Source organism: Pseudomonas abieticivorans, from assembly GCF_023509015.1.
Lineage (GTDB): Bacteria > Pseudomonadota > Gammaproteobacteria > Pseudomonadales > Pseudomonadaceae > Aquipseudomonas > Aquipseudomonas abieticivorans.
The window spans coordinates 1118171-1131592 of the sequence record NZ_CP094975.1 but is presented as its reverse complement, the minus strand read 5'-3'; the positions used below and the strand labels follow the sequence as shown (position 1 = coordinate 1131592).

13 protein-coding genes are annotated in these 13422 nt (G+C 61.5%); all 13 read left to right on the top strand.

Annotated elements, in window-relative coordinates:
* Positions 1-29: 29 nt before the first annotated feature.
* The 13 genes from L9B60_RS05000 to fliG all read left to right on the top strand — a co-directional run bounded on the left by L9B60_RS05000 (position 30) and on the right by fliG (position 13389).
* The gene (locus L9B60_RS05000; RefSeq protein ID WP_249676921.1) at positions 30-1322 is read left to right on the top strand and encodes a motility associated factor glycosyltransferase family protein; all 1293 of its coding nucleotides are present in this window, start codon (positions 30-32) and stop codon (positions 1320-1322) included.
* Positions 1319-1597 carry a hypothetical protein gene (locus L9B60_RS04995; RefSeq protein ID WP_249676919.1) on the top strand — a complete coding sequence of 93 codons (279 nt, stop codon included), beginning with the start codon at positions 1319-1321 and terminating at the stop codon, positions 1595-1597. The genes L9B60_RS05000 and L9B60_RS04995 overlap by 4 nt, the downstream gene beginning before the upstream one ends.
* A 229-nt stretch (positions 1598-1826) precedes the next feature.
* Positions 1827-2675, top strand: coding sequence for a flagellin domain-containing protein (locus L9B60_RS04990; RefSeq protein WP_249676918.1), 849 nt, complete (start codon positions 1827-1829; stop codon positions 2673-2675).
* Positions 2676-2749: 74 nt separating this feature from the next.
* The gene (locus L9B60_RS04985) at positions 2750-3112 is read left to right on the top strand and encodes a flagellar protein FlaG (RefSeq protein ID WP_249679661.1); all 363 of its coding nucleotides are present in this window, start codon (positions 2750-2752) and stop codon (positions 3110-3112) included.
* 94 nt (positions 3113-3206) lie between these two features.
* Complete coding sequence (fliD, locus tag L9B60_RS04980; protein WP_249676917.1) at positions 3207-4655, top strand: flagellar filament capping protein FliD; 1449 nt, start codon at positions 3207-3209, stop codon at positions 4653-4655.
* 160 nt (positions 4656-4815) lie between these two features.
* Complete coding sequence (fliS, locus tag L9B60_RS04975) at positions 4816-5211, top strand: flagellar export chaperone FliS (RefSeq protein ID WP_249676916.1); 396 nt, start codon at positions 4816-4818, stop codon at positions 5209-5211.
* 23 nt (positions 5212-5234) lie between these two features.
* A complete protein-coding gene (gene fliT, locus L9B60_RS04970; protein WP_249676915.1) occupies positions 5235-5528 on the top strand; it encodes a flagellar protein FliT in 294 nt (97 codons plus the stop codon).
* A gap of 166 nt (positions 5529-5694) precedes the next feature.
* Positions 5695-7170: a sigma-54 dependent transcriptional regulator gene (locus L9B60_RS04965; RefSeq protein ID WP_249676914.1), complete on the top strand. Its 1476-nt coding sequence runs from the start codon at positions 5695-5697 to the stop codon at positions 7168-7170.
* 235 nt (positions 7171-7405) lie between these two features.
* Complete coding sequence (locus tag L9B60_RS04960) at positions 7406-8629, top strand: sensor histidine kinase (RefSeq protein ID WP_249676912.1); 1224 nt, start codon at positions 7406-7408, stop codon at positions 8627-8629.
* Entirely contained in the window at positions 8619-10019 is a 1401-nt protein-coding gene (locus L9B60_RS04955) for a sigma-54-dependent transcriptional regulator (RefSeq protein ID WP_249676911.1), read from the top strand. The genes L9B60_RS04960 and L9B60_RS04955 overlap by 11 nt, the downstream gene beginning before the upstream one ends.
* A gap of 216 nt (positions 10020-10235) precedes the next feature.
* Positions 10236-10565 carry a flagellar hook-basal body complex protein FliE gene (fliE, locus tag L9B60_RS04950; RefSeq protein ID WP_249676910.1) on the top strand — a complete coding sequence of 110 codons (330 nt, stop codon included), beginning with the start codon at positions 10236-10238 and terminating at the stop codon, positions 10563-10565.
* A gap of 15 nt (positions 10566-10580) precedes the next feature.
* Entirely contained in the window at positions 10581-12377 is a 1797-nt protein-coding gene (gene fliF, locus L9B60_RS04945) for a flagellar basal-body MS-ring/collar protein FliF (RefSeq protein WP_249676909.1), read from the top strand.
* Positions 12370-13389: a flagellar motor switch protein FliG gene (fliG, locus tag L9B60_RS04940; RefSeq protein WP_249676908.1), complete on the top strand. Its 1020-nt coding sequence runs from the start codon at positions 12370-12372 to the stop codon at positions 13387-13389. Before fliF ends, fliG begins: the two co-directional genes overlap by 8 nt.
* Positions 13390-13422 lie beyond the last annotated feature (33 nt).

Genomic DNA, 13422 nt, shown 5'->3' with positions numbered 1-13422 from the left:
ATCTTGCATCCCTTGTGAGGCCCCCCGCCATGACCGACCACCCCCAGCGCAATGCGCAGATCCTGCAGTCGCGCTGGCCGTCGCTGTACGCTCGCCTGTCTCTGGAACACCCTCAGTCGCTGGATGCGCAATTGGTCGAAGGCCTGGGCTCGACCTTGAGCGTGAACGGCGTGCAACTGACCAGTCGCCACGACCGCACGGCCGAGGCGCATCTGCAGGCGGCGACCTTACAGGTCGATGCCGCCCATGTGCACGTGTATGGCACCGGCCTGGGCGATTTGCAGCTTGCGTTGCTGGCGCGCCCGGCACTGCAACGCCTGACCGTGCACATCCTCAATGCCGCGCTGTTCGCCCTGGTGGTGCAACTGCTCGACCAGGCGCCGTGGCTGCAAGATCCCCGGGTCGAGTTGGTCATGGCCGGGGATCACGGCGAAATCTGCTTGCCATTTTTCGCCTTGCCGGCCGAGACCGTGCTGGCCGACGACTACAACGCCAGGATCCGCGACCGGCTGATCAGCGAAGTGCACCTGGCCTTCAACAATCGCGAATTCGATGCCCGTGATCCGTTCATCCAGCAGCGCCTGCAACAAGCGTTGCCGTTGTTACAGCAGGATCGCGACGTGGCCGGGTTGTTTGGCAGCCAGGCCGGTCGCGAGTTCCTGGTGATTGCCACCGGCCCCAGCCTGGAACGGCATTTCGCCGCCCTCAAGCAGGTCCGCGCAGGCGCCCAGCGGCCATTTTTCATCTGTGTCGACACCGCCTACCGGCCGTTGCTGGCCCACGGTATCGTGCCGGATCTGGTGGTCAGCATCGATCAGCGCATCAGCAGCCTGCATTTGCCGGCCGAGGGTTCTGCAGGCGTCGGCCTGGTCTATCTGCCGTTGCTCGAGCGGGCGCTGTTGGAGACTTGGCAGGGGCCACGGCACGTGGCGTATTCGGCAAGCCCGGTGTACGCCCAATTGCGCGAGCAACAGCCCAAGGGCAGCCTTTACGTGGGCGGCAGCGTGATCCACCCGGCGGTGGACCTGGCCGTCAAGATGGGGGCCGGGCGGGTGACCCTGTTTGGCGCCGACTTTGCGTTCCCCAGCGGCAAGACCCACGCCGGCTGGGGCGATGGCGAGCTTGGCCCGCAATTGCAGGCGGCGCGGCACTGGGTGCTCGATGGGCATGGCCAGCGGGTGCGCACCCAACTCAATTTTCGCAGCTACCTGATCGAACTCGAACGCTACATCGCCGGCCACCCGCAGGTGCCTTTCTTCAACACCAGCCGGGCTGGCGCGCTGATCGCCGGTACCCGCTTCGATCCGCAGTGGTGCCCATGACCGAATTTTCCCCGTACCGACAGCCAGTCGCCGCTTGTGCACAGCTGTTTCGCTTAGGGCGTGACGTCGAGGCGGCGCTGGCGATGGTCGAGCTGATCAGTGCCTTGATGCCGTTGTTCGCGCCTACGCCTGAATCGGTGCGGCAACAATGGTCGGTGTTGTTGGCGCAGGTCTTCGCTTGCCAGCAGAGGCAGGACTGGTTGGCGCTGGCCGACTATCTTGAATATGAAATGCTCGAGTTGATGACGCAGGCGGGGCAGGGGCTGGCGGGCTGAAAATGTGACCTGTGTCACAACCGATACGTTGGGTGGTGGGCGTGAGGTTATCGTGGGCTGGGCTGGAGGGCCCGGTTTACAAGGGGTGGCGCACTGATGGCATTTTTTTCGAAAAAAAACCCTCAAGCAAGTTCCACTCACGACGATAACTATTACGAAGGTTCTCTAGGCCACACCCGGCGGTTGCCAGGGCCGGAAGCCGCTGCACCCACCCAATGAGGAATTCGTCATGGCTTTAACAGTAAACACTAACATTGCTTCGTTGACTGTTCAGAACAACCTGAACAACGCTTCCAGCAACCTGTCTACCGCAATGACTCGTCTGTCTTCCGGCCTGAAAATCAACAGCGCAAAAGACGACGCCGCTGGCCTGCAAATCGCCAGCCGTCTGACCACTCAGATCAACGGCCTGACCATGGCGACCAAAAACGCCAACGACGGTATCTCGATCGCCCAGACCGCTGAAGGCGCTCTGCAAGAGTCCACCAACATTCTGCAGCGTATGCGTGAACTGGCCGTCCAGTCGCGAAACGACTCCAACAGCACCGCTGACCGTACCTCGCTGAACGCCGAATACTCGCAGATGAGCCAGGAACTGACTCGTATCTCGACTTCGACCACTTTCGGCACCGGCATGAAACTGCTGGACGGTTCGGCTTCGACCTTGGAATTCCAAGTTGGCGCGATGACTGGCTCCGACCAGCACATCTCCCTGTCCCTGACCGGCAACTTCTCTGCCAGCGGCCTGGGCCTGGCGAGCACTTCCATTTCGGGTACCAGCAACGACACCGCGCACAGCGCCGTCGACGCCTCGATCTCGGCAATCGACGCCGCTCTGTCGAAAATCAACAGTGCTCGTGCTGACTTGGGTGCCAAGCAAAACCGTTTCTCCAGCACCATCTCCAACCTGAACAACATTGTTTCGAACGCCACCTCCTCGCGTTCGACCATTCAGGATGCTGACTTTGCTGCTGAAACTGCTGAACTGACCAAGCAACAAACTCTGCAGTCGGCTTCCACCGCGATCCTGTCGCAAGCCAACCAACTGCCATCCGCTGTACTGAAGCTGCTTCAGTAATAGCAACGGCTAGTTGAACGGAAGGGTGCCTGAGCGTGCCCTTTCGTTTTTTTCATTTTACCGAGGTCACGGAAATGGACATGAGCGTTAAATTGAACGCGTCGTACCCGCCGCTGACGGCGCAACCGGCGGCCACCAGCAATGCGGCCCCAGCCACCGCCGCCACGAGTGCCGCGACCGCGAGCGATAAAACCAGTGTTACGCGACAGCCGGAAAAGGCAGAATTGGAACAAGCGGTGAAGGACATGCAGGACTTCGTCAACTCGACGCAGCGCAACCTGGAGTTCTCCATCGACGATACGACCCACCAGGTCGTGGTCAAGGTCATCGCCACCGACAGTGGCGAGGTGGTTCGGCAGATTCCGTCCGAAACCGCCTTGAAATTGGCGCAAAGCCTCAAGGACGGCAATAGTACGCTGTTCGATACGCAAGTCTGAGTGGTTGGCACGAGACTTGTTTAACTTTGTAGAAATCAGCTTACGATAGGCGTTTTGTCAAAAAGCCGACAGCCGCCAGAACGGGAGTTCAACCATGACCACTACTACCGCAACGACTTCGGTCAGCAGCTCTGGCGGCATCACCGTCAGCGGCGTGGGTTCGGGTATCGATACCTCGAGTATCGTCGAGGCCTTGGTCAATGCGCAAAAAGCGCCCAAGCAAACCCAGATCACCACCCAGCTATCGACCGTCGCGGCCCAGAAGTCGGCCGTGGATGCGGTGAACACGGCCTTGACCACGTTCACCACGGCGATAGCGGCGCTTAACGACACTACGAAGTTCATCGGTCTGGCGGCAACTTCCGCCAATGAGTCCGTCGCCACAGCGACCTCTTCGAACAAGGCTGCGGCAGGTACTTACGACCTGTTGGTCACTCAGTTGGCGACAGGTTCGAAGGTCACCACCGCAGCGGTTTCGGGCGGCGCAAGCACCGTGATGACCACCGCCGCCACTACCCTGAGTATCTCTCAGGGCACGGGCACCTCGTACAGCGTCTCCCTGGGTGCCAACACCACGCTATCCGGCGTTCGCGATGCCATCAATAGCCAACTGCAGTCCAAGGGCATTACGGCCAACCTGGTGACCGACTCCACTGGTGCCTCGCGCCTGGTGTTGTCCTCCACCACCACCGGTGCCGACACAGGGCTGTCCATGAGCGGTGTCACAGCCTTGGACATTGATGGCAGCATGGCGGGCTCCAATACCGGCGCTGGTTACTTGGGCAAAATCCCGCAGGATGCCAAATACAGCATCGACGGCCTGGACATGACCAGTGCCAGCAACACGCTGGACTCGGCCATCAGTGGTGTGACCATCAACCTGACCGGTGCTTCGACGGGTACCACACCCACCGTGATCACAGTGGGTTCCAGCACCGACGATTTGAAGACTTCGGTGCAGAGTTTTGTCACGGCTTATAACGCACTGATGACAACCATCAATGCGCAGACAGCGGTTACCGCCTCGGGGGCCACGGCCAGTACCAGTACCTCGGCAACCACTACCGCTGGCGCGTTGACCGGTGATGCTGGTATCCGCAACTTGCTGGCTTCGATCCAGGGGCAGTTGACCAAGTCCGGGTCCAGCGGCAGCCTGAGCATCATTTCCCAGTTGGGCGTCAGTACTCAAAGCGACGGTAGCCTTGAGCTGGACGATACCAAGTGGACCGCTGCAATGACCAACAGCGCTGGCGACGTCGCTGGCTTGTTCGTCGGCGATTCGGGGTTGCTCAGCCGCCTGACGTCGGTGATCACGCCCTACACTCAGACGGGCGGCATCCTGCAAACACGCATCAAAAGCTACGATGCATCCACCACCGACTTGAACAACCAGCAAACTGACCTGGACAGCCGGATGGACACCCTTACCACCACGCTCACCGCCAAGTATTCGGCGATGGATACACTGGTAGCCCAGCTCAACGCGACCAGTACCAGCGTTATGACTACGCTTAACTCCCTGAACACCAAATCTTCAGACTGATTGGCAGGAAAGCTGCCGGAGGCCCGGGCCCGTCGCGGAATCGACGGCCCGGGCCTTGTCGTTTCAGGCCGGCGCCAAAGCGCCCTAAAGTTATTTGCGGGCCAGTCGACATAATGGTCATGCAAGGCACATCACTGTTGACGTGTAACGAGGAAGCAACATGAACCCCATGAAAGCCCTTCGCCAATATCAGAAGGTCAGCTCCGTAGCGCAGACCTCCGAGGCGAGCCCGCACCGCTTGGTGCAGATGCTCATGGAAGGTGGGCTCGACCGCCTGGCGCAGGCCAAGGGTGCGTTGAGCCGCGGCCAGATTGCACAGAAGGGCATCATGCTGAGCAAGGCCATCGAGATCATCGGCGGTTTGCGCGCCGGTATTGATCCTGAAAAAAACGGTATCGATCCCGAAGGCCTGCAACAGGTCGACGCGTTGTATGCTTACATGATGCAGCGCCTGGGCGAGGCCAACCGCACCAACGATCCGGAAATGATCGATGAGGTGGCCAAGCTGTTGATTACCGTGAAGAGTGGCTGGGACGCCATCGCGACCAACGAGTAAGGCCAATGTCCGAGGAAGTTGACATGAGTGCACTGCAGCGTATTGAAGACACCAGCCACGCCCTGACCGATGCCCTGGCGGCGCGGGATTGGGAAGCCATTCGCGAACTCGACCGCCAATGCCGGGCTTGCGTCGACGCGCTGTCAGTGGAAGACCGGGCCGACGAAACGCAATTACGCGACAAGCTGGAGGGGTTGTTGGCTGTGTATCGCCAACTGCTGGACGTCAGCCGAGGGGAACGGGCGGCAATTGTCGACGAGATGTCGCAACTGAAACATGCGCACAATGCCGCAAAGGTTTACCATCTGTTCCGTTAAACGCTCGGTTGATGAAAAGTGATGCGCCATAAATTTGACTGTGTACGCTTTTTTGACTTAACTAGTAGCTGTTCGCTTTCTCCTGGCGTCTATTAGCCACATCGGGCCAAATTACGTCGAGCTTGCCCTTCGAGGGCATCGAGTTGACTAGGGAAGTTGCTATTGCATGTGGCGTGAAACCAAAATTCTGCTAATCGATGACGATAGCGTTCGCCGCCGCGACCTGGCGGTGATTCTCAATTTTCTCGGCGAAGACAACCTGTCCTGCGCCAGCTCCGACTGGCAGCAGACGGTCGATTCCCTGTCCTCCAGCCGCGAAGTGCTTTGCGTGCTGGTGGGCGCTGTCAGCTCGCCGGGCGCTCTGCCTGGGCTTCTTAAGACAGTGTCGGGCTGGGATGAGTTCCTTCCGGTGCTACTTTTAGGTGAAACGTCTTCTGCCGAGTTGCCAGATGACTTGCGCCGCCGCGTATTGTCCAACCTCGAGATGCCGCCCAGCTACAGCAAGCTGCTGGATTCCCTGCACCGTGCCCAGGTGTATCGCGAAATGTACGATCAGGCGCGTGAGCGCGGTCGCCAGCGTGAGCCCAACCTGTTCCGCAGCCTGGTAGGCACCAGCCGCGCCATCCAGCATGTGCGCCAGATGATGCAACAGGTTGCCGACACCGACGCCAGCGTGTTGATCCTGGGCGAGTCGGGCACCGGCAAAGAGGTGGTTGCGCGCAACCTGCATTACCACTCCAAGCGCCGCGACGCGCCATTCGTGCCGGTCAACTGCGGGGCTATCCCGGCCGAGTTGCTGGAAAGCGAACTGTTCGGCCATGAAAAGGGCGCCTTCACCGGGGCGATCACCAGCCGCGCCGGGCGTTTCGAGTTGGCCAACGGCGGTACCTTGTTCCTCGACGAAATCGGCGACATGCCGCTGCCGATGCAGGTCAAGCTGCTGCGCGTGCTGCAGGAGCGTACCTTCGAGCGCGTGGGCAGCAACAAGACCCAGAGCATCGACGTGCGCATCATTGCCGCCACGCACAAGAACCTGGAAAACATGATCGAGGTCGGGACCTTCCGCGAAGACCTGTACTACCGCCTCAATGTATTCCCCATCGAGATGGCGCCGCTGCGCGAGCGCGTCGAAGATATTCCGTTGCTGATGAACGAATTGATCTCGCGCATGGAGCACGAAAAGCGCGGCTCGATCCGTTTCAACTCTGCCGCCATCATGTCGCTGTGCCGGCATGGCTGGCCGGGTAACGTCCGCGAACTGGCCAACCTGGTGGAGCGCATGGCGATCATGCATCCCTATGGCGTGATCGGCGTTGCAGAGCTGCCGAAAAAATTCCGCTACGTGGACGACGAAGACGAGCAACTGGTCGACAGCCTGCGTTCGGACCTGGAAGAGCGCGTGGCCATCAACGGCCATACGCCCGACTTCACCACCAGTGCCATGCTGCCCCCCGAAGGCCTGGACCTCAAGGACTACCTCGGTGGGCTGGAGCAGGGCTTGATCCAGCAGGCGCTCGATGATGCCAACGGTATCGTCGCGCGCGCCGCCGAACGCCTGCGCATTCGCCGTACCACTCTGGTGGAAAAAATGCGCAAGTACGGCATGAGCCGCCGGGAAGGTGACGATCAGGCAGATGATTGACGCCTGATTTTTGCTGATTGGCGAACGGAAGCGCCAATCCGCGGTCTGTTACAGTTTTTTTAGCATTTTCGAAACACTCCGCAGGCCTTGTCTGGCGTGCCTCCCCCGTCTTTGTAACAACCCTGATGCCAATCCCTTGAGCCCCTTGCGGCTGTACTGAAATGTTTCGGCACGGTGATTGCTATGTCTGCTGGCAGATACCTTTTTATGACGGTTCGCCACGGAGATAGCCCCCATGCCCCAGGCCGCCCCCCAGTCCTGTGCCCCTGAACCTGAGGGCCACCCCTGCGTCGAGCAGGCCAGCCGACTTGGCCTGGAGCAGGCGTTCGCGTTGTTCAACCAGATGTCGACGCAGCTCAGCGATTCCTACGGCATGCTCGAGGCCCGCGTTGCGGAGCTCAAGGGCGAGTTGGCGATCGTCAGTGCCCAGCGCATGGCTGAGCTTGCCGAGAAAGAGCGCCTGGCCAACCGCCTGCAAAACCTGCTGGACTTGCTGCCGGGCGGGGTCATCGTGATCGACGCCCAAGGCGTTGTGCGGGAAGCCAACCCCACGGCGCTCGAACTGCTGGGCGAGCCGCTGGAGGGCGAGATGTGGCGCCACGTGATCGCTCGCTGTTTTGCCCCGCGTGAAGACGACGGCCATGAAATCTCCCTCAAGGATGGCCGGCGCCTGTCCATCGCCACCCGTTCGCTGGATGCCGAGCCTGGCCAGTTGGTGTTGCTCAACGACCTGACGGAAACCCGTCGCCTGCAAGGGCAATTGGCCCGTCACGAGCGCCTCTCTTCGCTGGGGCGCATGGTGGCCTCGCTCGCTCACCAGATTCGCACGCCGCTGTCGGCCGCCTTGCTGTACGCCAGCCATTTGACCGAGCAGGCGTTGCCCGTGGAAACCCAGCAGCGCTTTGCCGGGCGCCTGAAAGAACGCCTACACGAGCTTGAGCACCAGGTGCGCGACATGCTGGTGTTTGCCCGCGGCGAACTGCCGCTCAATGATCGCGTGGCGCCGGCCGAGCTGTTCAGGGCACTGCAGGCCGCCGCTCATACCCAAGTGCAGGAGCACCCTGTGCGCTGGCAGTGCGACAGCCACCACGGCGAGTTGCTGTGCAACCGCGACACCTTGGTCGGTACCTTGCTCAACCTGGTGGAGAACGCCCTGCAGGCCAGTCGCGAGAAGGTCCGCCTGAAGGTGCACATGTTTACCCGCGACAACGCCGTGCACCTGTGTGTCAGCGACAACGGCAGCGGCATCGCCCCGCAGATCCTGTCGCGCTTGGGGGAGCCGTTTTTCACCACCAAGACCACCGGCACTGGCCTGGGCCTGGCAGTGGTCAAGGCCGTGGCTCGGGCGCACCGGGGTGAATTGAATTTGCGCTCGCGCGTCGGTCGCGGTACCTGCGCGCGGGTAGTGCTGCCATTGCTTGCCGGGCCCACCATGGAGGAGCCAAGCCATGCCCATTAATGTGCTGCTGGTCGAGGACGACCGCGCCCTGCGTGAAGCGCTGGGTGACACCCTGGAATTGGGCGGCTACGCCTACCGTGCCGTAGGCTCGGCCGAAGAGGCATTGGAGCTGGTCGGCAAGGAACCCTTCAGCCTGGTCATCAGTGACGTCAACATGCCGGGCATGTGTGGCCATCAGTTGCTTGGCCAACTGCGCGCCCGCCTGCCGCAGTTGCCCGTGCTGTTGATGACTGCCCACGGCGCGGTAGAGCGGGCCGTGGATGCCATGCGGCAAGGCGCGGTGGACTACCTGGTCAAGCCGTTCCTGCCCAAGGCGCTGCTCGATCTGGTGGCACGGCATGCCGCTGGCAGCCTGGCCTCGCTGGACAAGCAAGGGCCGGTGGCCATCGAGCCGGCCAGCCAGCAGTTGCTGGAGTTGGCAGCCCGGGTTGCACGCAGTGACTCTACCGTATTGATCTCAGGCGAGTCGGGCACGGGCAAGGAAGTGTTGGCGCGCTTCATTCATCAGCAGTCCGGGCGTGCCAGTGGCCCCTTCATTGCCATCAACTGCGCAGCCATCCCCGACAACATGCTCGAGGCCACGCTGTTTGGCCATGAAAAAGGCTCGTTCACCGGCGCCATCGCTGCCCAGGCCGGCAAGTTCGAGCAGGCCGACGGCGGTACGTTGCTGCTCGATGAAATTTCTGAAATGCCGTTGGGCCTGCAAGCCAAATTACTTCGGGTATTGCAGGAGCGCGAAGTAGAGCGGGTGGGTGCGCGCAAACCCATCGCCTTGGACATCCGCGTGGTGGCCACCACCAACCGCGACCTGGCTGGCGAAGTGGCGGCCGGGCGCTTCCGTGAAGACCTCTATTACAGGCTCTCGGTTTTCCCGTTGGCCTGGCGGCCGCTGCGTCAACGGACCGCCGATATCTTGCCGTTGGCCGAGCGGCTGTTGGCCAAACACGTCAATAAAATGAAGCATGCCCCCGTGCGCCTGGCACCCGTGGCCCAGGCATGCCTGGTGAGTTACCCGTGGCCCGGCAATGTGCGCGAGCTGGACAACGCAATCCAGCGTGCGCTGATCCTGCAACAGGGCGGGCTTATCCAGGCCGAAGACTTCTGCCTGGCAGGGCCCATAGGCAGCCTGCCGGTGGCCGCCCTCTCGCCGGTGGTGCCGATCCGGGCACAGCCGGCGCCCGTCGAAACCGACGGTGAAGGTGCCGGTGCGCTGGGCGACGACCTGCGCCGGCGCGAATACCAGATGATCATCGACACCCTGCGCACCGAGCGGGGCCGGCGCAAGGAGGCGGCAGAACGCCTGGGCATCAGCCCCCGCACCCTGCGGTACAAACTGGCACAGATGCGCGACGCCGGGATGGATGTCGAAGGGTGTTTGTACGCGAGCTGATTCAATAGCTTGCTAACTAATTGCGCGGCATTTTTGGGTGAACAGTCCCGTGCCTACGGTCTGTAGGGCGGATTGATCCGCGAAGATGAGTGACCGGCCAAAACGTTTGTATGAATTTTGTGATGGATTCACGGTCAGCTGGCACCCTTGTTGCTACCTGCTGTGTATTCGTTGAAACAGTGTCAAAAATTTGCGTGCCGCTGGAGAGAGTGATCCATGAGCCAAGGTGTTGAATTCAATCGTTTGATAATGGACATGCGGGCCATGCAGGCCGACGCCATGGGCCAGTCGAAAAGCATCGCCGCGACGCCTGAGGCTTCCGGCGGCAGCTTTGCCGACCTGCTGGGCCAGGCTGTCAACAAAGTGGCTGATACCCAGAAAGCCTCTGACCAATTGGCCAATGCCTTCGAGATCGGCACCAGCGGCGTGGACCTCACCGACGTGATGGTTGCCTCGCAGAAAGCCAGTGTGTCGTTCCAGGCACTGACACAGGTACGTAACAAGCTGACACAGGCGTACCAAGACATCATGCAGATGCCGGTATAAGGACGAGATTGAGTCATGGCAGAAGCAGTCGTGGATAACGTGCCGGCCAAGAGCGGTGCCCCAGCAGGTGGCAAGCCACCGCTGTTGGGCCTGTCTTTCCTGGAAAACCTTTCCCAGATGACGGTGCTGCGTCAGGTTGGCCTGTTGGTGGGGCTGGCGGCCAGTGTCGCGATTGGTTTTGCCGTGGTGCTGTGGTCCCAGCAGCCCGACTACCGGCCGTTGTACGGCAGCCTGTCGGGCATGGACACCAAGCAGGTCATGGAAACCCTGGGCGCCGCCGACATCCCCTACACCGTGGAGCCGAACTCCGGTGCCTTGCTGGTCAAGTCCGATGACATCGCCCGTGCCCGCATGAAGCTCGCCGCCGCCGGCGTGGCGCCTAGCGACGGCAACGTTGGCTACGAAATCATGGACAAGGACCAAGGCCTGGGTACCAGCCAGTTCATGGAAGCCACCCGCTACCGCCGTGGCCTGGAAGGCGAACTGGCGCGCACCATTTCCAGCCTGAACAACGTCAAGGGTGCCCGCGTGCACCTGGCCATTCCGAAAAGCTCGGTGTTCGTGCGCGACGATCGCAAGCCCACCGCTTCGGTGCTGGTCGAGATGTTCCCGGGTCGCAACCTGGAACCAGGCCAAGTGCTGGCCATTATCAACCTGGTCGCCACCAGCGTCCCGGAACTGGAAAAATCCGGCGTCTCGGTCGTGGACCAGAAGGGCAACCTGCTGTCTGACCAGGCACAGGATTCCGAACTGACCATGGCCGGCAAGCAGTTCGACTACAGCCGCAAGATGGAAAGCATGCTTACCCAGCGCGTGCACAACATCCTGGAGCCGGTGCTGGGCAATGACCGCTACAAGGCCGAAGTATCGGCCGACGTAGACTTCAGTGCCGTGGAGTCCACCTCCGAGCAGTTCAACCCCGACCAGCCAGCCCTGCGCAGCGAGCAGTCGGTCACCGAGCAGCGCTCCAGCGGCAGCGGGCCCAGTGGCGTGCCCGGTGCCCTCAGCAACCAGCCGCCAGGCCCGGCCACCGCGCCGCAGAAAACCGGCCAGGCCGCCGCGCCCGGTGCGCCGACTGCCGTGCCGCCAGGTCAGCCGTTGCTGGACGCCAATGGTCAGCAGATCATGGACCCGGCCACCGGCCAGCCGATGCTGGCGCCATACCCGGCCGACAAGCGTAACCAGTCGACCAAGAACTTCGAGCTGGACCGTTCCATCAGCCACACCAAGCAGCAGCAGGGTCGCCTGACTCGCCTGTCGGTCGCGGTGGTGGTGGATGACCAGGTCAAGACCAACGCCGCCAATGGCGAGGTTACCCGTACCCCGTGGAACGCCGACGAATTGGCGCGCTTTACCCGTCTGGTACAAGACGCCGTGGGCTTCGACGCCAGCCGTGGCGACAGCGTGACGGTCATCAATGCACCGTTCTCGGCTGAGCGTGGCGAGGTGATTCCGGAAATCGCCTTCTACCAGCAGCCGTGGTTCTGGGACATCGTCAAGCAAGTGCTGGGCGTGCTGTTTATCCTGCTGTTGGTGTTCGGGGTACTGCGCCCTGTGCTTAACAACATCACCGGCAATGGCAAGGGCAAGCAACTGGCCGGCCTGGACGGCGACGTCGAGCTGGGCGGCATGGGTGGCCTTGATGGCGAACTGGCCAACGACCGCGTCAGCCTGGGCGGGCCGCAGAGTATTCTGTTGCCAAGCCCGAGCGAAGGCTACGACGCTCAGTTGAACGCCATCAAGAGTCTGGTGGCAGAAGACCCGGGTCGCGTGGCCCAGGTCGTGAAAGAGTGGATCAACGCCGATGAGTAATAACCAAGCGCTTGCCGCCAAACTGACCAAGGTCGACAAGGCCGCCATCCTGCTGCTGTCCCTGGGCGAGACCGATGCTGCCCAGGTGCTGCGGCACATGGGGCCCAAGGAAGTGCAGCGGGTGGGCGTGGCCATGGCGCAAATGCGCAACGTGCACCGCGAGCAGGTCGAGCAGGTAATGAGCGAGTTCGTCGAGATCGTCGGCGACCAGACCAGCCTGGGCGTCGGCTCCGACACTTACATCCGCAAGATGCTCACCTCGGCATTGGGTGAAGACAAGGCCAACGGCCTGATCGACCGCATCCTGCTGGGTGGCAACACCAGCGGCCTGGACAGCCTCAAGTGGATGGAACCGCGTGCCGTGGCCGATGTGATCCGCTTCGAGCACCCACAGATCCAGGCGATCGTGGTGGCTTATCTTGATGCCGACCAGGCCGGTGAAGTGCTCGGGCACTTCGACCACAAGGTGCGCCTGGACATCATCCTGCGCGTCTCGTCGTTGAATACCGTGCAGCCGGCCGCTCTGAAAGAGCTGAACACCATTCTGGAGAAGCAGTTCTCGGGCAACTCCAATGCCGCACGTACCACCTTGGGCGGCATCAAGCGCGCGGCAGACATCATGAACTTCCTCGACAGTTCGGTCGAAGGTGCGCTCATGGACTCCATCCGCGAGATCGACGAAGACCTGTCCGGTCAGATCGAAGACCTTATGTTCGTGTTCAACAACCTGGCCGATGTCGACGACCGCGGTATCCAGGCACTGTTGCGCGAGGTGTCCTCCGACGTGCTGGTGCTGGCACTCAAGGGCTCGGACGAAGGCGTCAAGGAAAAGATCTTCAAGAACATGTCCAAGCGTGCGGCCGAGTTGTTGCGCGACGACCTGGAAGCCAAGGGGCCGGTGCGCGTCAGCGACGTCGAAACCGCGCAGAAGGAAATCCTCACCATTGCCCGCCGCATGGCCGAGGCCGGCGAAATCGTGCTGGGCGGCAAGGGCGGCGAAGAGATGATCTAACGGGGTCAGATTTTCATGAACCCTTCGCGGGTA

Coding starts and splice junctions, on each gene's coding strand:
- L9B60_RS05000 (WP_249676921.1), top strand. CDS start 30: ATGACCGACCACCCCCAGCGCAATGCGCAGATCCTGCAGTCGCGCTGG.
- L9B60_RS04995 (WP_249676919.1), top strand. CDS start 1,319: ATGACCGAATTTTCCCCGTACCGACAGCCAGTCGCCGCTTGTGCACAG.
- L9B60_RS04990 (WP_249676918.1), top strand. CDS start 1,827: ATGGCTTTAACAGTAAACACTAACATTGCTTCGTTGACTGTTCAGAAC.
- L9B60_RS04985 (WP_249679661.1), top strand. CDS start 2,750: ATGGACATGAGCGTTAAATTGAACGCGTCGTACCCGCCGCTGACGGCG.
- fliD (WP_249676917.1), top strand. CDS start 3,207: ATGACCACTACTACCGCAACGACTTCGGTCAGCAGCTCTGGCGGCATC.
- fliS (WP_249676916.1), top strand. CDS start 4,816: ATGAACCCCATGAAAGCCCTTCGCCAATATCAGAAGGTCAGCTCCGTA.
- fliT (WP_249676915.1), top strand. CDS start 5,235: ATGAGTGCACTGCAGCGTATTGAAGACACCAGCCACGCCCTGACCGAT.
- L9B60_RS04965 (WP_249676914.1), top strand. CDS start 5,695: ATGTGGCGTGAAACCAAAATTCTGCTAATCGATGACGATAGCGTTCGC.
- L9B60_RS04960 (WP_249676912.1), top strand. CDS start 7,406: ATGCCCCAGGCCGCCCCCCAGTCCTGTGCCCCTGAACCTGAGGGCCAC.
- L9B60_RS04955 (WP_249676911.1), top strand. CDS start 8,619: ATGCCCATTAATGTGCTGCTGGTCGAGGACGACCGCGCCCTGCGTGAA.
- fliE (WP_249676910.1), top strand. CDS start 10,236: ATGAGCCAAGGTGTTGAATTCAATCGTTTGATAATGGACATGCGGGCC.
- fliF (WP_249676909.1), top strand. CDS start 10,581: ATGGCAGAAGCAGTCGTGGATAACGTGCCGGCCAAGAGCGGTGCCCCA.
- fliG (WP_249676908.1), top strand. CDS start 12,370: ATGAGTAATAACCAAGCGCTTGCCGCCAAACTGACCAAGGTCGACAAG.